At 41.7% G+C, this 19,844-nt stretch carries 18 protein-coding genes and 1 other annotated feature; of the genes, 2 read left to right on the forward strand and 16 right to left on the reverse strand.

The genetic code is table 11. The features are described 5' to 3' along the window. Positions 1-159: 159 nt before the first annotated feature. The 6 genes from ACOZB4_RS01885 to ACOZB4_RS01910 all read right to left on the reverse strand — a co-directional run bounded on the left by ACOZB4_RS01885 (position 160) and on the right by ACOZB4_RS01910 (position 5,508). A complete protein-coding gene (locus ACOZB4_RS01885; protein WP_379405458.1) occupies positions 160-2,025 on the reverse strand; it encodes an alanine--tRNA ligase in 1,866 nt (621 codons plus the stop codon). 121 nt (positions 2,026-2,146) lie between these two features. Then, positions 2,147-2,390: a binding site (T-box leader), on the reverse strand. A 54-nt stretch (positions 2,391-2,444) separates the two neighbouring features. Then, complete coding sequence (locus ACOZB4_RS01890) at positions 2,445-2,672, reverse strand: hypothetical protein (RefSeq protein WP_379405460.1); 228 nt, start codon at positions 2,670-2,672, stop codon at positions 2,445-2,447. 11 nt (positions 2,673-2,683) lie between these two features. Then, positions 2,684-2,998 (reverse strand): hypothetical protein, encoded by a 315-nt coding sequence (locus tag ACOZB4_RS01895; RefSeq protein WP_379405462.1) that lies wholly within the window; start codon positions 2,996-2,998, stop codon positions 2,684-2,686. 41 nt (positions 2,999-3,039) lie between these two features. Next, positions 3,040-3,432, reverse strand: a complete 393-nt coding sequence (locus ACOZB4_RS01900; RefSeq protein ID WP_379405637.1) for a tyrosine-type recombinase/integrase — start codon at positions 3,430-3,432, stop codon at positions 3,040-3,042. After that, positions 3,384-3,542, reverse strand: coding sequence for a hypothetical protein (locus ACOZB4_RS01905; protein ID WP_379405464.1), 159 nt, complete (start codon positions 3,540-3,542; stop codon positions 3,384-3,386). Before ACOZB4_RS01905 ends, ACOZB4_RS01900 begins: the two co-directional genes overlap by 49 nt. A gap of 226 nt (positions 3,543-3,768) precedes the next feature. Continuing rightward, positions 3,769-5,508, reverse strand: coding sequence for an ABC-F family ATP-binding cassette domain-containing protein (locus ACOZB4_RS01910; RefSeq protein WP_379405466.1), 1,740 nt, complete (start codon positions 5,506-5,508; stop codon positions 3,769-3,771). Between the two features lie 283 nt (positions 5,509-5,791). Here ACOZB4_RS01910 and ACOZB4_RS01915 point away from each other — a divergent pair, with 283 nt between their 5' ends. Continuing rightward, a complete protein-coding gene (locus tag ACOZB4_RS01915; protein ID WP_379405468.1) occupies positions 5,792-6,094 on the forward strand; it encodes a hypothetical protein in 303 nt (100 codons plus the stop codon). Positions 6,095-6,288: 194 nt separating this feature from the next. On the opposite strand, the gene ACOZB4_RS01920 is transcribed toward ACOZB4_RS01915, so the two are convergent. Further along, complete coding sequence (locus ACOZB4_RS01920; RefSeq protein WP_379405470.1) at positions 6,289-7,164, reverse strand: aldose 1-epimerase family protein; 876 nt, start codon at positions 7,162-7,164, stop codon at positions 6,289-6,291. Positions 7,165-7,307: 143 nt separating this feature from the next. After that, positions 7,308-7,628: a hypothetical protein gene (locus ACOZB4_RS01925; protein ID WP_379405472.1), complete on the reverse strand. Its 321-nt coding sequence runs from the start codon at positions 7,626-7,628 to the stop codon at positions 7,308-7,310. Positions 7,629-7,893: 265 nt separating this feature from the next. Between ACOZB4_RS01925 and ACOZB4_RS01930 the strand changes: the two genes are divergently transcribed. Beyond that, positions 7,894-8,328 carry an SDR family oxidoreductase gene (locus tag ACOZB4_RS01930; protein ID WP_422759473.1) on the forward strand — a complete coding sequence of 145 codons (435 nt, stop codon included), beginning with the start codon at positions 7,894-7,896 and terminating at the stop codon, positions 8,326-8,328. A gap of 699 nt (positions 8,329-9,027) precedes the next feature. Here ACOZB4_RS01930 and ACOZB4_RS01935 read toward each other — a convergent pair. From ACOZB4_RS01935 to ACOZB4_RS01970, 8 genes are all read right to left on the reverse strand, one after another. Continuing rightward, positions 9,028-9,417, reverse strand: a complete 390-nt coding sequence (locus tag ACOZB4_RS01935; protein ID WP_379405474.1) for a hypothetical protein — start codon at positions 9,415-9,417, stop codon at positions 9,028-9,030. An 869-nt stretch (positions 9,418-10,286) separates the two neighbouring features. Beyond that, on the reverse strand, positions 10,287-11,249 hold the full coding sequence (locus ACOZB4_RS01940; RefSeq protein ID WP_379405476.1) for a DMT family transporter: 963 nt from the start codon (positions 11,247-11,249) through the stop codon (positions 10,287-10,289). Beyond that, complete coding sequence (locus ACOZB4_RS01945; RefSeq protein WP_379405478.1) at positions 11,204-12,589, reverse strand: hypothetical protein; 1,386 nt, start codon at positions 12,587-12,589, stop codon at positions 11,204-11,206. The genes ACOZB4_RS01940 and ACOZB4_RS01945 overlap by 46 nt, the downstream gene beginning before the upstream one ends. A gap of 1 nt (position 12,590) precedes the next feature. After that, a complete protein-coding gene (locus ACOZB4_RS01950) occupies positions 12,591-14,378 on the reverse strand; it encodes a glycoside hydrolase family 36 protein (protein WP_379405480.1) in 1,788 nt (595 codons plus the stop codon). A gap of 48 nt (positions 14,379-14,426) precedes the next feature. Beyond that, the gene (locus ACOZB4_RS01955; RefSeq protein ID WP_379405482.1) at positions 14,427-15,323 is read right to left on the reverse strand and encodes a carbohydrate ABC transporter permease; all 897 of its coding nucleotides are present in this window, start codon (positions 15,321-15,323) and stop codon (positions 14,427-14,429) included. A 12-nt stretch (positions 15,324-15,335) separates the two neighbouring features. Continuing rightward, positions 15,336-16,289, reverse strand: coding sequence for an ABC transporter permease (locus tag ACOZB4_RS01960; protein WP_379405484.1), 954 nt, complete (start codon positions 16,287-16,289; stop codon positions 15,336-15,338). Between the two features lie 64 nt (positions 16,290-16,353). Further along, positions 16,354-18,021 carry a sugar ABC transporter substrate-binding protein gene (locus ACOZB4_RS01965; RefSeq protein WP_379405486.1) on the reverse strand — a complete coding sequence of 556 codons (1,668 nt, stop codon included), beginning with the start codon at positions 18,019-18,021 and terminating at the stop codon, positions 16,354-16,356. A 345-nt stretch (positions 18,022-18,366) separates the two neighbouring features. Then, positions 18,367-19,377, reverse strand: a complete 1,011-nt coding sequence (locus ACOZB4_RS01970) for a LacI family DNA-binding transcriptional regulator (protein ID WP_379405488.1) — start codon at positions 19,375-19,377, stop codon at positions 18,367-18,369. Positions 19,378-19,844: the final 467 nt, after the last annotated feature.

A 19,844-nucleotide genomic window follows, 5' to 3' on the forward strand; every position in this document is an offset into this window, starting at 1 on the left:
CCCTTTCTTGCTTTTTCTTTACTCCGGTACCGCCAACGGAAAGGCCAAGCGATGTCAAACCCTCTTCGATTGCCGGATTTATCATTCATCCTGGATTCCCGGCAACTCATAACGTTGTTACAAATGGCAATCCTAAAACATCAGCTATTGTTCCGCGTTCTAGAAATATTTATTAATTACTCCTTTAATCCTTCTAACTCCAGCAGAAGAAGATTGTTCTTTTTTAATACTGAACTTTCCTAAGTTTGTTGTATCTTCTACATGAGGTCCTCCACATACTTCTCGACTCCAAACTTTCCCTTCGTTATCTTTGATTGTATACACTTTAACGATATCCGGATATTTATCCCAAAAATTCCCTTCAACATTACTTTCTTTCGCTTCAATTTTAAGCATCTCTGAAATATAGGTAACTGCTTTTGATGAAATCGCATCATTCACATACTTTTCCACCTCAGCTATTTGCTCTGGCGTAAGTTTTTCATCATGGTTGAAGTCAAACCGTAATCGTTCTGAAGTAATATTACTTCCTTGTTGATGAACATGATCACCTAAAACTTCCCTTAAACCAGCAAGTAATAAATGAGATACCGTGTGCAGCGCTGTTGTTTCTGTTGAATGTTCAGCTAATCCACCTTTAAATTTACCCGCAGAAGCAGTTCTGCTCTTTTCAGCATGTTTCTTTGCCGCCTCTATATAAGAGGCCTTGTCCTCCATGCTATATCCACTTTCAGTTAGAAACTCTTCCGTCAACTCCAAGGGAAACCCATATGTTTCGTAAAAATAAAAGGCATCTGCACCTGTAACTTTACCCTTATTCTTAAGATGTTTTTGTATTTCAAATTCTCCTTGCTGTAAAGTTCTATAGAAAAGATTTTCTTCCTTATTTACTATTTCGATAACTTTCTTTTTATTACCGATCAAATCTTCATAAGCTGTTGCTTCATCTATATAAACTTCAGACAGCTCACCCACAAAACTTCCTTGTATACCTATTTTTTTACCTGCACGAATCGCCCTTCTTAATAACCTTCTTGTTATATACCCTGCATCACTATTAGCTGGCTCCGCACCATCATTAATTAGAAAAGTAGCCGCTCTCACATGATCAAGTATGATTCTAAACGACTTTAAATCGTCAGTATATTGTTTACCACTTAACTCCATCAATTTTTTCTTGGGATTAAGGAAGAAAGCCGTATTATAAATATCCTTATCACCATTAAGGGCTGTTGCAACCCTTTCTAATCCGCCTCCATAATCAATATTGGGATTTTGCATTTTTACAAATCCTGTGTCTTCTTTTTTGTAACACATAAATACGTTGTTCCCAATTTCTAAAAACCTCTCGCTTACAGAAGCAGGATGATCCAGTGAATCACCGCCTGGTTCAAGATCATAGAACATTTCACTATCAGGCCCACCCGGTTCACCAACAGGCATATCTAATAGACTTCCGGCTCGACTCCACCAATTTTCTTTTTCATCGTATAAGAATATTTTCCCACCTCTAGATGTCCCATATTTATATGGATCATCCTCAATATAAGGTTCTATACCAACTGATTTGAATTTTTCTGACCAGATTTGAATGGCTTCCGTATCTTTCTGTATATTCAAATCATCACTTCCTATAAAAGCACTGATATACAGCCTGCCAGGATCAATTCCTAATTCGATAATATGCCAATTCCAAATGGCATCGATTTGCTTTTTCTTATAGTTATTTTCATTTGCTTTAAACTCCCATCGACCTATCATTTCAAAAAATGTTAGATGCGACGTATCTCCTACTTCATCAATATCCACTGTCCTTAAACACTTCTGAATATTAGTTATCTCATTACCTATCGGATGCTTTTCCCCCAATAAATAGGGAACCATAGGTTGCATTCCACTTCCCGTAAACAACGTTGAGGGATCATTTTCTGGTAACAAGCTAGAAGAGGGCACTTGGCTAGCCCCTATTCCTTTCATAAAATCAATATATGATTTTCTTAACTCATCTGGTGTCATTTTCAGCATGCTCAATACCTCCATTTTAATTATTATTTATTCTTGGAAAATCCAAAAGTCTTTATTCTGCGAATATTCAAACGAAAAGAAATAAAACAAAAAAAGCCCTGAGCTGACATATTTCTTGTCAACTTAGGGCGAACTATTATGTCCGTGTTACCACCTAATTTCAGATTTCTCTGCACTCTATCAATACGGGATATCTCCGATATTGTTTCCTGAATAACGGTGGAACTCCGTTGAAGCCTACTAAGATTCCTCTGTTCGGTTCACAGCTCCGAGACTGCTTCACTATTAGATCAATGAAGATTCGCACCAACCATCTTCTCTCTGCGAGATCCCTAATACCTACTATTTCTCATCATAGCCTTTTCATTTTAAATTAAAGCGATTCTAACACACTCAACTTGCTCTGTCAATTTATTCCACTATTTTTTATAAGGTATAAGGTCGGACAAACATATAAGCGCTAATGCAAAATGGTTTGCCCACGGATGACCTGCACATTGCAGAACAAAATATTTGATATTTTTCTCCTCAACTTTATCCCAGTAGTAATCTCCGTTTGGATCAGACAAAAGTAACAGTTCCTCCGATACTTTACCGCTAAGAAGGGCTCCCCAGGTTTTGTCTTGGATTTCCTCTTGTAATTGCACTGCTGTAGACACTACGGTTCCATACCTTCAAAAAATTGATTTAACCAGTCTTGTTTCTCCTCGGAGCTCTTAAGCTCAAAAGCCGTAAGTATTTCAGGTGATTTGATCACTGAGCGCTTCTTAGCTGATTTGAAGTACTCTTTCTCGCGTTGCATGTAGTTTTCCTGAAGCTTCTCATGCAAATCTCGGAATTTCTGTTCATCGTAATAATGCTCATACACGCTTAATGTCTCTGGGTCTCGCATTTCATTATATTCAATAAGCTGCTTCTTCTTGTCTTCGATTTGGGCAGCTGTTTCAGATTGCTCATAAATGCCGCGCAACATGGAGGTCACAAACCAGTGCCTTGCTTTATGTGGATTTAGTTTTATCCCGGCATTTTTGGTGATAGTAGACCATTTGAATAAAAAGCTGAGTATGTGTATGGAGTACCCCTAGTTGATAAAAATAATGGTTCGACACCAGGCAAGTCGTTGAATTTTACTTGTGTACTTGCGAAATGTCGACGTTCTGAGTTCACGTATTTGATTAATAATTTCAATGTTTCAGGGGATATTCGAATGAACTTAATTCGTCGCTTAAAGCTGCCTTTATTCGTAGCGGCTAGTTCATGGATATCCGATCGTTTTCTGTAATCTCCAACGGTAAGTTCTAATATCTCAGATATTCTCACCCCTGTTTCAAACATAAACCGGATTATTACTTCATCCCTTAACCGCCATCCCTGAGTGTCCCCAGCCTGATAAATGCGGTATGGCAGATCCCAATCCCAATGATCTCAGGTACCCATTCTTCATTGATGATCTTAAAATAAGAATCAGTTTGCTTTCTGAAAGATAGCGGTTCCTCGGTACCTGCCTCTTTTGGCATCCTTGGTCTGTTCCCCCTTTCCCCAGGTTGCTCACCCCAGGCAAGAGCGCTATCAAGAAATCAATGCAGTAAAAAGACACTAATATTCTATTCATCAGTGTCTTTTTTGTTGATACTTTTCCACCAACATCATGTTTCATCGTTGAACTCAGACTAATTCACATTAGCCCTATTCGCTGTAACTGACTTCACTTTCTTGTAATCATTTCAATCAGAGAGTTGTAAATTAAAGCAACTTAATTAGCTCTTCTAGCTCATCAACCAATACTTTTGCAAATTCAAAATTAGTATCTTTTAAAGCCATTTCTATTTTCATTTCAACTGCTTTTTTGTTTTGTTCCGCTTCTAAATAGTCTTTATCAAAGTGACTAGCATAAATCATCTGTTTGAATTTTTTCATAGTCATTCTTCTAATCGTCTTATTGTCAATGATTAATACATAATCCATACCATTTACAACAGAATAGAAATCATGAGATATCATGAGAATTGCACCTTTATAGTCTTCAATGGCTTGTTCCAGTGCAATTTGTGTATATGTGTCTAAATGGCTTGTCGGTTCATCAAGAAGCAATACGTTTGCATTACTAGCAGAAACTTTAGCCAATTGAAGTATGTTTTTTTCTCCACCAGATAGTGATTCAATCTTTTGATTAACGATTTCGCCTTCAAAGCCATAGTTTGAAATATACGATCTAACTTCATCATAAGTTTTAAAACCAGCATCGATGAATTCTTCTAGTATTGTATTGGAATCTTTTAGTATTTCGCCTTGATTCTGAGATAAATAAGCCACTCTAACATCATCATTTATTTCGATGGAATCATGATTATTGTTAAAGATATCTCGGAGTAAAGTCGTTTTCCCTGTACCGTTTGGACCAATAATGGCTACTTTATCCGTAGATTTTATCTCAAAGCTCACATTCTCTAAAAGCAGTTCATCAAAGGCAACACTATAATTATTGACTTTTACAACAATGCTGTCTTCAATTTCATTCTCAATACCGAAACTGATATTCGGTTGCTTAATATCAACAAATGGTGCCTTAATTCTACGCGCTTCCAATCTCTCTTGAAATCTAACTCTAGCTTTTAACGCTCTACCTCTAGATGCATCTGAATTAATAGTTGCGATAGCTCTAAGATTATCAATAATGTTATCGTATCTCTCAATTTCTTCAGCTTCAGCGACTGCGATTTCTTGCAACTCCATTTTTGTCTGAAGTAATGAGAAATTATACTCAATATATCGCCCATCAAACTCTTGGATCTCCGTGTTTTCAAGGTGAATAATTTTGTTGAAACAATGATTCAATAGATATCGATTGTGCGTAACAACTAGCAGTATGCCTTTGTGAGTATTAATAAGTTTTTTAAGCGCATTTAGGTTCTCAAAATCTAAAAATACATCCGGCTCGTCCATGATCATTAAGTCTGGACTATTAAGCATTTCCTTCATTACTTGAATAAGTTTGAATTCCCCGCCGCTCAGGTCGGATACCCTAACATCTTTTAGCTTCAAGAGGTTTGCTAGATTTAATTTCTTATTAATGTTACTCTCAAAATTATCTCCGCCCATTGCATCAAATGCGTCTAAAGCGAATTGATACTTTTCGAGTAACGGCTCAATATCCGATGATGTTTCCATTTCATTACAAATAGATGTTATTTCATTTTGTAGCTTAATAAATTCTTCTCCGATATATTCAAAAACAGTTGTTTCTTTAGTTCTGTCTAGTTGGGAGAACTGACTTACATACCCAATTTTGCAGGTTGGATCTATCTCTAACGTGCCTTCGAACAAATATCTTTCTGGATCCATCAGTATATCGATCAGTGTACTTTTACCACTGCCACTAGTTCCAATAAAAGCGCAATGCTGTGCCTCTTCTAACGTAAATGAAATGTCTTTATATAGTTCTTTTTGTGGAAATGAGAAGGATAAGTTTTCAACTTTTATCATAGTAGTGCCTTTCTTTATAACTAAAATGGTGACTATTATTAAATGTATTGTCGAATACAGACTTTTAGAGTAACACTCTTTACTACCAAGTTCAATCCATTTAGCCCTTACCCTCACCTTCGAAATTCTAATACTTACTTTAGAATGGTGGCTTGTTGGACGATTTTCAGAATCAACCATTGCTTACTATAATGAAGATCCATCAAAAACGACGTTTACAGAGGATGACTGGACCAATGAAGACAGGGAAGGCTTGTTCGACCACAATATGGTTTCAAAATCGATGGATGAAGAAGCAGCCTGGACGTTTATCCAATCCCATGAAAATACATCAAACAAAATCATGACAATGATCCACCCTACGCATATTATGGGACCAAGCTTTGTGCCTTGGCACAATGATATGATTTATGCCATGCTTCGCGACGATAGAGCTATGGCAGATTCGCAACTATATTGGGTTGATGTGCGCGACGCAGCGGCAATGAACATTGCGTTGATGAAATCTATGGGTCGCGGACATAGAATCGACGAACTCCCCAAGTTACTATGTTTTTGTCACCCGACAAATAGGACCATCCCATAAATTGAATAAAATAGAGCTAAAAAAGAAGACATTCTTCCTAAAAATGGGGTTGAATGTCTACTTTTTTGAAGTTTATACATACTCCTTAAGAAAAACGTAAGTTCTTCAATGCCCTCTCCTATAGATTGAAGCTTTTTGCAATGGTATGGAGCCGAGCTTAACCAGTTGAGAACCCTGCAGCTCCCTTCGGATCGTCAGTTGATTTCTATGGTCAGGGAGCTTGTGAAATTCGCCCCCGGCTCCAGGGTGATTATTCCCTCTTTAGCTTGAAGTTCACCTTCAAAGACGTCCATATCCGCTACTCCTTGCCAAGGCTCGATGCATATGAAGGGAGCGTTCAAAGGCTGCCAGATGCCGAGGTCGGGAAAACCCTTATAGGTGACAACTACGCTTTTGGCGGAGTGCTTGCTTCTAAGCGAAATCTGCCGAGAGCTCACATTTCGGAAAATCAATGCGCCTTCGGCGAACATTTCATGGGATAACGGCAGGATGGTCTCTTGTTTCAGAACGGGCTCCGATTTGCCGCTGATCAGCAGGCCGTCCGAATTCAAGAACAACCTTTCAAGGTTTTCCGATTCAGCGAACTCCAGATAGTAATCGCTCAGGCTACCGTTGTCATCAAGCGGACAATTGAACGCCGGGTGGGTCCCGAGCTGGAAGAAGATATCCTGAACATCGCTATTTTCCACCCGGTAACTAAGTTCCAGTGTGCTTACATTCAGTTTATATGTAATATATAGGTTGAATTTATAAGGATAACTGGCCAGGGTTTTCTCATCATAAGAGAGGCGGTAAACCGCGTGGGTGTCGCTTTCTTGGACCAGCGTAAATTCGCTGCGTCTGGCGAATCCGTGATTGCCGATCTTATAGGCTTTACCGTCCACCTTAATCTCTCCGTTCCGGGCCGCACCAATAATGGGAAACAGCACCGGAGAACGGCCTGTCCAATACGTGGCGTCACCGCTCCAGATGTATTCAGCTTCCGGATCCAGCTTTCTGAAGCTGATCAGTTCCGCCCCAAGGGTATTAATCTCAGCTTCCGCCGAACTGCTACGCAAAATTTTATTCATTGTTGTACTCCCCTTTCATACTTATAGTCCAGATACCCATATTATATCAAAATTCTTGTGGGAGTTGAGAAAACGACAGCCAATTCATCAGCTGCCGTTTCTTCGTGCTTATTGAGCTATAGTTCTCCGTTAGTTGAATCCATCTAAACAACTTTTAGGACGAAATAATAAAAAGCATCACCGTGAGACAGGTTCTCTACATGTTCATCCATCCACCATACCCCGTATGAATAGAAATATGTCCCTTTTTGTGTAGGTGCATGAAAGCTATTTTCTTTCACTTCAACTTTTTCAGATATGTCTTCATAGATTTGGTTGACATGGTGTTTGTTCGGTTGCGGCTCATAATTCATCACAAATGTAATAACTTCACCAGGCTGTACAGTAACTGGATTTTCACCTTTTAAAAGCTCACTGGACCAATTGTATCCACACATCTGCTTTGGTTTTTTGAGTCCCAACAATATGTGCCGAGTTTTGTCTCATACATTTGTTCACCAATCTGAATTTCAGACGTTTACTGTTCAAACGAAAGAACAGATAGTTATGTTGCGATGAGGAAGTAGTAGGCAATCTTTATGGCGCACCTTAGAACATAATCCCTTATAAGACCTACATTTTGCTCATATTCCCATCAGATATAATTCCTCATTGCCTTGTATTTGACAACGAATCGATTGTTGCTGAGCAGCTTCTTCTCTTACGCATTGATGTTCTCCACTAGATGAACTGCGTGTCGAAGATTGGGAAGGGACCATTGATGTTAATACGAAGGGTGTTTTGTACGGAATCGCCGCAGCGCTGCCTGTTTTTCGCAAACAGAGCCTGGGGCATTTTGTAAACATCGCCTCTACCGCTGGACTGAAGACCGTTGCAAACCAGGCCGTTTATTCCGGTTCTAAGTTTGCCGTACGCGCAATTTCTGAGGGTCTCAGGCAGGAAGCCGGCAATAACATACGCGTTACGACCATTTCGCCGGGTGTTGTGCAGACGAACTTTATCGATGGGATACCCAATCAGGAAGTAAAAGATCAGTTAACATCGGTTAGAGACGGACTGGTATTACGACCGGAAGCCGTTGTCCGTCCGATTGTTTACGCGATTGAGCAGCCGTCGGATGTGGATATTAATGAAATCGTGATCCGTCCCACTGCACAGATGTAAAGATAAGAGTCTCGATTGACTTCGCCTCAAATCAGTAATCGGTACAAGTTCGTGTCCTTAGCTCGGGACACGAACTTGTACCGATAAAACAAAAAAAAGCCGCTAAAATAGCGACTTAAAAAGCACTACAAGGGGTGCCTGTAACTATGATGAGAATCCAACGAGCGCTGCAATTCACTAATAATGATTTGTTACAATATCTGACGACTATCTTTAAGTATAACATCGTGTGCACTACCCTCAACAATACTTGTAGAAGAAACTAAGGTTATCATAAAGAGAAATATTCCACAACACAAAAGCTTGTTTTAATGAAAGATCCTTATATCTTCTATCGCCTAAAAGTTGCAAACGGTTAGACAATGTGAAAATTGATCCATAAACATATGCTTTAGGTGTGATTTTTTTTCGATTGGAAATTCCATTTTTTCACCTCCACAAAAGGTAACTAAGAGGATACAAATGAAAGATTTAATAAGGAAAGTGATTTTTGCGGGGTGCCTACGTCACTACAGCCAGCCAGTAAAAATGATGCTCTCCGATAATACTTACTCCTTTAACATTTTTTGTAGGCTAGCGTGCTTTTTGCAGGTCGTAAGGCCACAACTGTAGACATTTCGAACACCAGTAATTGTAGGACAATATAACTAATAATAAGCCGACCATCAGGCGTGATGGTCGGCTTTTATAAATTGCAGTTTAGAACGGCTTTCTTATTACTTTGATGATACGTGCGCCGCCTCGGATAAGTTTATTTGCTTGTTCCCGATTAATCCGCACTAAAACAGATACGTCTGTCGAATTTTCCACGTCGAAAACAGAAAAAATACGACCATTAGCGAACAGTACACCTTTCAGTTCAACTTTCTTGCCAGGACTCGGGGTTGGAGGCTTGGGTTGAAAGATCGTACGCATGACACCTGCACGAATGAGACTTCTTGCTTGTTGGGCAGTCGTCCGAACGGCGAACACCGGGTCGATTTCTACACCAGGTGATTTCGCTTCAACTTCGACAATCAGGAAAAATTGTTCTCCAATCTTCGCAATACTATTCGCCCCAATGGTTACGGGCTGCGTTGTTTTTGCCAAGTACATCACCTCCCTCAGCTCTATAGTATGAGGAGCGAATGGATCTCGACATAAACAAATGTTTAATTACGTCAACATTTAAGAGCCCAGAATCTATAAATCACTTGATTCCAATAGTTACACATAGCCGATTTTCACGCAAACTCCGTCATAAATGTAACCCGATGGAAATCACTACCTCGCGGCGGACATTTTACCGCTATGGAAGAACCCTTGCTTCTGGCCAACGAGATTCGTACCTTCCACAAGCCTTTTAGAGTGAATAATCCTATTCAACTTTTATGTTATTAGACATCGTGTCTTCAATATTGTCCGTTGAACTTAGACTGCCATTGCGGTTTCAGCCTGTTATTCAAACTGCCCGTTTGATTAATTCATACGAATAATATGATTCTCCCACAACACAGTCTTGTCGATACTGTTTTTCTCTTACATCAGACCATTCTGCTTTTTCAGACGAAAATCTTTTCTTCAACTTTTTCCACAGCCCTTCACTTTCATATCAAACAAAAACATTCTCAACTTTAATTTCGTCTAGCTGGAGTTATGCGTAATTAAGATAAATATGTGATTGATCTCCGTACCATTTTCTTATCGATTAAAAACCTCCTGCAGCGCAGCAGCAGAACTCTCTTCTTTCTCATTTCAGAAACCAGTTTATTTTCTTCGGACTGTATTTTCGTAAGATTTGTGCACTGATCATTTTTAACATCCCTTGCAATTTTAAATATGGAGCATCCTCACGCTAGCAAAAAACTGCGCCAAATCAGTCGTTTAAGTGAACATCGGCAGTCAAGAAATTAAAAGAGCCTTAGTCCGGCCAGAATGCCGGAATAAGGCTTTGCACACTTCATATCATCCAAGATAGGTCAACTTTTCACCTGTGCAACTTCAATATGAACAGCCTGCCTCGATGCTCTGTTAAACCAAATAAACATCCCGATTCCAAGTAAAATCACACTGCCCCCCACGATCTGACGAATCGAGATATGGTCATGCAAAATATAATAAGCGAGAATCGCGGTTCCCACCGGCTCTCCTAGAATACTCATGGAGATCGTGGTGGTGCTGAACCATTTTACAAGACCATTGAACACGGTCTGCCCAAATAATGTAGGAATCAACGCCAGAGCGAAGAACCATCCCCACTCTTTCGAGGAGTATCCCGTTAATGCATCACCAGTCACAAGGCAATAAATCAGCAAATAAAAGGCGCTTGCGCCATAAACGATAAATGTGTAAGGAAATAGCGAAAGATCTTTGCGGACGCTCTGACCAATCAGAAAATAAATCGTTACCGCTCCTGCCGCCAAAAGAGCCAACTGATCCCCGAACAGAGCCGATCCGCTAATCTGCATGTCACCCCATCCGATGATAAAGCTTCCCGTTATGGCGAGTAGTCCGCCACTAATAGCCGGAAACCTTAACCTCTCTCCGAATATCAAGGAGCCCCCGACAAAAGCGAACAACGGTTGAAGAGTCACCAGCACGGTCGAACTAGTTACGGACGTATAATTCAGCGATTCAAACCATAGCACAAAATGAATAGCGAGAAAAAATCCCGCCAGTAAGCACATGCCCCATTGTGTTCCGGTAATGTTCCTGATTTGCCTCAAGATGTTTTTCCTGTTGACCGTTACAAGCAACGGCAGAATAAACAAGCTCGAAAAAAACATACGGTAAAAAGCAGTTACGGAAGCCGGGGCATCCGCCAGTTTGACGAAGATCGCCGAAGTGGACAGGGCTGCCACAGCCAGCAGCATGTAAAGGTAACCGCGAGCTTCTGTCACGGGAAGCACTTCACTTGGATCGTATCTCCATCCTGCAGCCATACATTAATGAAGCTATGGATATTTCCATTCCAGTCCTGTTCATAGGACGGTATAGTCTCCTTGCCGTTAATGTACAGCTTATTATGCTTTCCTGGAAATGTTGCCGTCCATTGGATAGCCTGATGGGACCAATTAGAAAGCTCCGTCACATGACTCCCCGTATGTTTCAAGTCCACTTCTCCCTGAAATAAAGGGATATTCCCGGCCTGAACATAATCTAGAGCGTCAGGTAGCCCTGGTAAGGTCGTGATTGAGTTCTCCCGAGTATTTAAACGGATGCCCAACAAACCGGTAAATACCGCGCCCATCACCGCAAAGGACACTTCCGGATACTCTCTCCGATGAAGCTTCTCATCCGTTAACTGCAATAGCTGCCGATAGCCTTCTTCCCGGTATCCATATGCAAAGCATATTTCCGGCAAATGAGACTTCTCCTCCACATTATATCTCTCATACCGGTTGGCATCTTCGAGCGCCAACTGAAGCTTGCGCGAATCCTTAATCATACCGAAATAAAGTGGCATATAATTGGCGGATTGATAAAACTCCGCGTAAAAAGAACGATCTTGCAGCTGGCATCCATAGAAGCGATTGGCTTCTTTATTCCACCACGCAAGTTCATATTCATGCTGAATCCAGTCAGCCTTATCCTTCCAATGATTCGCTTCGCCATCCCGTCCACTCCAGCGCATCATTTCGGCATAAGCAACGAAAGCTGCATACTGAGCGGCAAGCAGATCTCCCGCAATGAGTGGATGATGGCCATCCTCTACGTAAGAAGCAATTCCGCGTCTTCCATACTTCGCGTAGTGCTCTGGCATACCGTCTCCGTCTTTATCCCATACTTTGATATAATCATTTATCGTTTTCTCATAGAAATGAACAAAGTCGGGATGGCTGACATAATCCTCATCACCTGTGCGCAAATATTCTCTGAAACAGCAGTACAGAAAATCAAAGTTGGCGGGAAGGTTGTACCAGAAGTCGGAATCGTCCGTATAATCGACAGGAGTAGGCTGATTATATCGGTTCATCTCCCAAGTACACCAATCCCGAGCTTCGGATATATGCTGCGCAAATTTATGAAGCATATTTTTCGTATGGTCCTTAAGGCCAAGCATATATGCACCACTGCTCTGATGAGCCAGATCCCGAACACAGAAGCTTTCTCTTCCCGGCAAGGCGGCTTCATACCACTTCCCCACAGGGTCACCGTCAAATACATAATGAAGGGCTTGCTCTTTGGCCCAGGCTATGCCTTGGTCAAGACGAGGATCAGAGCTTTGAATGAGTACTTTGCCGATAACGGAATGTGGGCTGTCTCCTTGTCGTCTATGCACTTTACACCTCTCCTCTTCTCAAGAATATGTCCACCGTACCTGATGCCGGAACTTCGAATCTTCGCAGTCCTTGTGCCAAGTTTACGCCATTAAAAGTATCCACGATTTCACCCACACAATTTCGAATCGTAATGTCTGCATCTCCCAACTCATCTTGCAGGTCTGCAATAATACTGTTCTTGGATGTGCCGTTAATCAAAATTAATCTGTTCGGAAGGCTCGTTCCCAAATGGACAACCATATCGGCGTATACGCATGCAATTCGTTTGCTGCCATTGCATGCTGTCACCAATGGATAGTTCAATTCTGGAAATTGCGGCATCAATTTTCCTTCCAACAATACATCACGTTGCTCTCGCCAGAAACCAAGCCAGTATTCCAGCATTCTTTGATGAGGCTTTGGAAGCCGATCCACAAGCATCGAAATTTGTGGAACGGAGAACAAAACATTAATCAAATGGAGAGCGGCAGTTTCTACCGTCTCTTCTGTATTCCACATCAGCATATCCGAATGGACTGCAGTATTGCCCGAGATCAGGCGAAGGTCCACTATCCGTATCCGGTTTTCCAAGGGATCGTTTGGACAATCATATGCCCGGAACATGTTTCCGTACTTTCGCATCAAGGGACCGATATAAGCTTGGCGAAACTCGATCATAATATCCGGCTTCACTTCCTGCAGCCGGACAATCACATCACTCATCAAGCGATCCACCGCTTGCGGAACCGAACGATAATCCATCTCCGGATCAAACTTGTGAATGGTTTTTTCGTCAGCTTGGAAACGGTCAATAAAATCCAGCTTGAAACCGTCCAGATTCCATTCGCGGACCGCGTTTACGTAACAATCAATAATGTAGTTTCGAACCTCAGGATATCTCGGATCCAGAACACCTGCTCCTGCTGGTTCAATATATTTTAACAGCTTATGCTCAAAACGATTCCATATCTTGCTGTGTATGCCGATATACGGAACCGAATACCAAAGCATATATTTCATATCATGCTGATGAACCCGTTCCACATGTTTCTGCATATCACCCATTTTGTCAGCATATACTTCCCAGTCACCGCAATACGCATAGCCTCGTGCATTGTCTGCCGTCTGCCAGCCGTCATCGACGATGACAGTGTCGCAGCCAAGCGGCTTGGACAATTGGCACTGCTCTTCGATTACCTCATGCGATAATTGTTGGTGGAAGCTATACCAAGTGGAATACATCGGCAGTTTAGCGGGTTCCGGTACAAACGCCGGCTTATATTCGGGCATCATCTCCCACCACTTACTCACTTCATTCAACGCATCGTAAAAAAGAACACTCCGCGTATCGATATAAAGCGTTCCTTCATAACGGGTAATCGGAGAGCTCGGCTCGAAGAATAATCGAACACTGCAGATCAATGAAGAAGTTTCCTCGTTAACCCCCGCTTTCAGTTCAACGGTATTCATCGCATCGGAAAACGCGAACGTCAAGCGGTTATCCCCCTTACCATTATATAGACTGCATACCGGAGCATGAGACGAAGACTTCGATGTAAACCCTCTTTCCCAATCGACATAAAATCGTTTGCTACGATACGTTCCTGGATGCCAGAATGAGTAAATGTCCACAATGGGATGATACCACCGTATTTCAATTTCAGGAGGGGAAGAAGACTCCTGTGCTTCGAGCGTTATTTTGACCCGCTCTAGGCCGTTCCCGATGACGTTTGTTTCAAGGTCAGTCCGAAAGGCTGCCGCATCTCCGCTTATGATCAATTGATACTTTTCGTAAATTGTAGTAGTCATTGTTCAATCTCTCCTCCTATGGTGTAAACATATTAATTAAGAGCAAATTTACCCCTTAACCGCACCAAGCGTAATGCCTCCAACAAAATAACGCTGAAAGAACGGATATACGAATAGAATAGGCAGTGTAACGATCATCGTGACCGCTGCACGCAGCGTCTCGGCAGATATATTCCGGAATTTGGAGTAGGCCAACTGCTGGTTGGAGACCTGATTCAGCGCTTCGACTTCAAGAAGCAGCTTTCTCAAGTAGACCTGTAATGTATCGTATTCCCCGCTGGAATTGTACAAGATGACATCGAACCAGGAATTCCAATGCCCTACAGAACTGAAGATGGCAATCGATGCAAACACGGGAAGCGATGTCGGAATGACGATCTGTGCATATATGCGAAGTTCACTGGCCCCATCGATTCGAGCGGACTCAAATAGCGAATCCGGCAAGTTCTGCATATATGAAGACATTAACAGCATGTAATAAGCGCTCAGCATACTAGGCATCCAGTAGATGTGAAAGGAATTAACTAACCCCAGTTTGACCATGAGCAAGTAGGTTGGGATCAGGCCGCCGCCAAAATAAATGGTGATCAGAAATAAGATCCGCATAAATTTTTTTCCGGAAAAATGTTTGATCGTCACGATATATGAAAGAAGACCGGTGGCGAGCACCGTAATGACCGTTCCAACCGTTACCCGCATAATGGACATCAGCAAGCCTTCATAAATTTTGGAATTCTGCAGGATAAACGAATAGTTTTCCAACGTGAATACCCGCGGCCAAAAATAAATCCCCCCTCTAGCCGCATCCGTTCCTTCATTCAGCGACAACGCAAACAGATTGATAAATGGGTACAGCATAAGGAAAGAAAAAACAATCATAAAGAAAACATTGAATATATCGAAAATACGACTACCAAGCGATGCTTTATAGAATCCCTTTTGCATTCCGGCTCCCTCCTAAACAATCGAAGTATCCAAAAATTTCTTGCTTAATCGGTTGGCTCCGAACACAAGCGTCACGCCAATGAGCGCTTTCATCAAGCTGATTGCAGCTCCATAGGAATAATTACCGAGCTGAATGCCATATTTATACGCATACGTATCTATCACTTCATGAAACTCTCTAGTCTGAGCGTTACCGATCAGAAGCTGCTGTTCAAAGCCAGCGTTCAAGATGCCACCGATTCCTAAGATCCAGAGAACAACGATCGTTGAGCGGATACTCGGTAAAATGATATGCCAGTTGATACCAAATCTCCCTAAACCATCAACCTTACCTGCATCAAACTGTTCCGAATCGACTCCCGCTATCGCAGACAAATAGATAATGGTGGACCAGCCGACATCTTTCCAGACGTTCGAAGAGGTGATGATCGACCAGAAGTATTTTCCTTCTCCCAAATACGCGATCGGCTTATCAATAATCCCCAATCCTATAAGCAATTCATTAATAATCCCTTCGTTGCCAAGCAAGGTGAAGAGCAGACTCGCGACAACAACCCAAGAAATAAAGTGAGGAAGATAAGAGATCGTCTGTACGACCTTTTTAAAAGTTTTTAAACGAAGCTCATTCAGTAGAAGAGCCAGGATGATGGGGGCCGGAAATCCGAATAAAATATTTAAACCGCTGATGGCCAGCGTATTGCGGATCACGGTCCAAAAGTCCGGCGAATTAAAGAAATTGATAATATGATCAAAACCAACCCACTCACTGCTCAGTATAGGATTGCCGGGTATATAGTTCATGAAGGAAATAATAATCCCATACATTGGAACATAATGAAAAATCACAACCCAAATGATCATAGGAATACTGATATACCAGAACTGTCTTTCCTGAATAGCCTTGCGCATCAGTCGTTTAATTCCAGACGAGGCATGGTTACCTGTTTCTAGCGGTTCTAGTCTCATCGCGGTTACCTCCATCTTTTGAAATTTTATGAGGAAGGTGGCATCGCACCTTCCTCATCAGAGACTATTTCCAATCATTCAATCGTTGTTTGTACACGTCCGATTTGAACTTTTCAATATCCTGGAGGCCGGATTTATTCAGTTTATCTCGCATATCCATGAAATTGTAAATCGCATCTTCTTCCGTTTCGCTCATCACCGCTTTAGCCCAAAGCGTTTCCAATTGATCATCGACCTGCTGCTGCGTAATCGCGAGAGGAGTGCTCGGATCAATTGGGATAATGCCAAGCGTAAAGTCATAAATGGTGTCTTTCAGATTATCGTTCATGACTTTCTTCCATTTGGCTTCCTCATTAAAGTTTTGGTCGAACCAAATCGTACTCTTTCCATCATCCTTCAAGATGCTTTGACCTTCGACTAGCGTATACATCAGCTGTCCAATCTTGTCACTCACCTCATAATCCCAAGTCGCATCAATGACTTGCTGCTTAGCTGAGTCTACCCATTCAAATTTACCGTCCTTGTAAGTCCATACGGACTCCTCCTGATTCGGTGCTCCCCACCCAATAATTCTTGTGCCCATATCGGTAATCGAGAAGTTGAACCATTTGATAATATCCTCGGGATTTTTAGCCTTGTCGGTAATGATGGTATAGTTACCGCTTCGTCCATTCTTCGGTGACAGATAGGCTTGTTCGGCTGAATCCGCTTTCAATGGGACCTGTACGTAACGTTGTTCTTCCCTCCAATCCGGATTGGTCTTCTGCCATACTTCATGTCCCGCGTGCCAGGAGTGCCACCATGCACCGATATATCCCATGACTCTTTCGCTGGAGAATTTCGCTTTCCAGTTCTCAAACTTGTTCACGAACATATCTGGATCCAGAAGACCTTCACGGTAATAAAGATTTATATATTTTGTCATTTCCAGTCCTTCATCCGTATTAACCCAATGCTTGAAATCTCCTTCGTTCGAAACCTTGAAACCATCTTTCAGACCGTACATGCCAGCCAGCGTAGGCACCATATTTTTGGTAACCGGTGCATAGCTCGACAGAGCGTAAGTAACCTCTCCATTAGCATTCTTCGGATGCTCCTGCTGCATCTTTTTCAAAAGCTCAAAATAGTCATTCGGCGTTTTAAAGGCCGGTGATCCCATTTCCGTCCACCAGTCATTTCGAATATGGGCCGAGTAGTCAGGAATCGGGAGAATGCCCCAGTATCGCGGCAAGCCGTACAGTTTTCCGTTCTTGTCCTTGTACGATGTGTACCAGTCTCCCAATGCCTCTTTGATATTCGGCGCATTTTTTTCAATGTATTCCGACAATTCGATCGCTTTTCCTTGCGCGGCCCATTTAGCAACATCCTCGGCGCTCATGTTGGTTATGACTTCCGGATAATCCCTGGATGCCAGCATAAGATTCAATTTTTCTTTTTGATCTACGTCATATACGATTTTGTTGAACTTGACATTAAAATTATCGAGAATCCATGATTGCAGAAGTTGTTGATCTGTTTTGACGTCATCCGGATTTTCCTGCCCGGCGTAAAAATTGATTTCGATGGTATTCTCCGGCATACTCCAGCCAAATTCATTGTCCACAGCTTCCTGATTGGACTTATTTTCTGTGGTCGGCGGAGTCTTTTCGTCTTCTTTATTACCTGAGCAACCCGACATGAAAACCGTAAAGATCAAGCTGATAACCGTCATTAAAGCGACTGATTTTCTCACTAGTTCCCCTTCTTTCTCATCATCATAAGAACGCTTACATAAATGCACATCGCCAAATCAAATGGACCCCTTCCGTCTGCCTCCTTCCTTCAAGGAATGCCAATTTTTTAGTAAATATTAACTAAATCAATTGCAATAGTATCATCTTTGTTTGACAATCGCAAGCATAAATAGTTATCCCTTTCCCCCAATAAAAGATAAAATCATGTTCCAAAGCAGGCGCAAGCCTGGTTAAACTACAAAAACAGCGAACGTTCCTGAAATATTCCAAGGAACGTTCGCTGTTTTTGTTTCTTCCTGAAGATAGAAATATCTTAATCTTAACGAAAAAATAACTAAAACCCTTTATGCTTTAGCTCCGCAGCTTTTTCTAATGATCAGTTTGGTCGGAACTTTAACATGCAGCGGAATTTCCCTTCCCTCTTCCCGGTCCAGCAGCAGTTTAACGGCCGTTCTTCCCATCACTTCCGTGTATACTTTCACTGTAGTTAACGGAGGATTAATAAACTGCGCTATCGGTATATCGTCAAAACTCACTATGGCGATATCATCCGGTGCTTTCAATCCGTATTCGTCTATAGCTCTGATCGCGCCAACCGCCATAGGATCACTGCCGATGAGAAAAGCGGTAGGCGTTCCCTTTTTATCCAATGCTTCACTCATCAATTTATAGCCGGCTTCCATTGTCCAAGTGCCTACATATACATCTTCCGGGCGATACATCCCCAGATCCTTCATCGTTTTTTTGTGCTTTTCTTGCCTTAAATCCGCAATCAGCTTATATCCCTTGCTGCTAAATTCAATCGTTGCTCCGCCAATATAACCGATTCTCTGGTGCCCTAGCTGCAACAAATGCTCTATCGCTTTGCTCGTAGCATCTTCAAAATCAGTAATTACAGCATCGATGTTGTTGTCCATCACATAATCTACGGAGACAATATTATTTATGTGAGGGTATTTCTCGATATAATCCGGATGAACTTTACCGATAACAATCAGGGCGTTTAATTGACTTGCGTCAATATTTAATTCTTGATCTTCATATCGTCTGAAGGTGCTTGTAATTGGAATGCCTAATTCATCACATTCCCTTTCGATCGCTTGCCGAATCGATAAAAAATAAGGGTCAGAATCCTCCCTTTCTTCCGAACACCATATAATCAAACCTAAGTTTAATGTTTTCTTACGTTTATAAGTCAACGATTTCACTTTTTTATAATTGAGCTTATGCGCTGCTTCAAATATTTTTTTTCTCGTTTCGTCCGTAACGCTGATACTGTAATCGTTATTCAGTACTCTAGATACCGTTGCACTTGATAATTCTGTCATCTGGGCAATATCCTTTATAGTTGCCATTTTGTCACCTTTCTCATCGATAAAGTTTTACTAAATATTTTATCAGAGATGAATGTATTATTCAATGTACAGCATCTCACAACCACAAGCAATGGGAACGAAATAAACCCCGAAACGATGCGGCTGAAGCATCTGGCCTAAAAGCTGCTGGACATTTCCATTGTCGGTCGCAAGCCTCTAGAGCTGCATCGCCCATCCGGTAAATTACTCTTTCCTCAACGTTGCTGAAGCCTTTACCGTAGTAACCCTCAACGAACTCCCTTCCGCCTTCAAAGGGCTCCCGATTTTTTTAGTCAACTCTACAATATCCTTCGCCAGTTGTTCAAGCCGTTCTGCCGCCGTCGATGAAATCATATCGGCGTGCCGTCAATCTGTTCACCCATCCATCCAGTTTGCAGATACCATAGCTCAAAATGACGAAAAAGAACAGCATTTCTTCTGTCCTTATCTTTACATTTAAATAAGAA

It is taken from the genome of Paenibacillus sp. NPDC058898 (assembly GCF_049316025.1).
In the GTDB taxonomy this organism is placed as follows: domain Bacteria; phylum Bacillota; class Bacilli; order Paenibacillales; family Paenibacillaceae; genus Paenibacillus_AQ.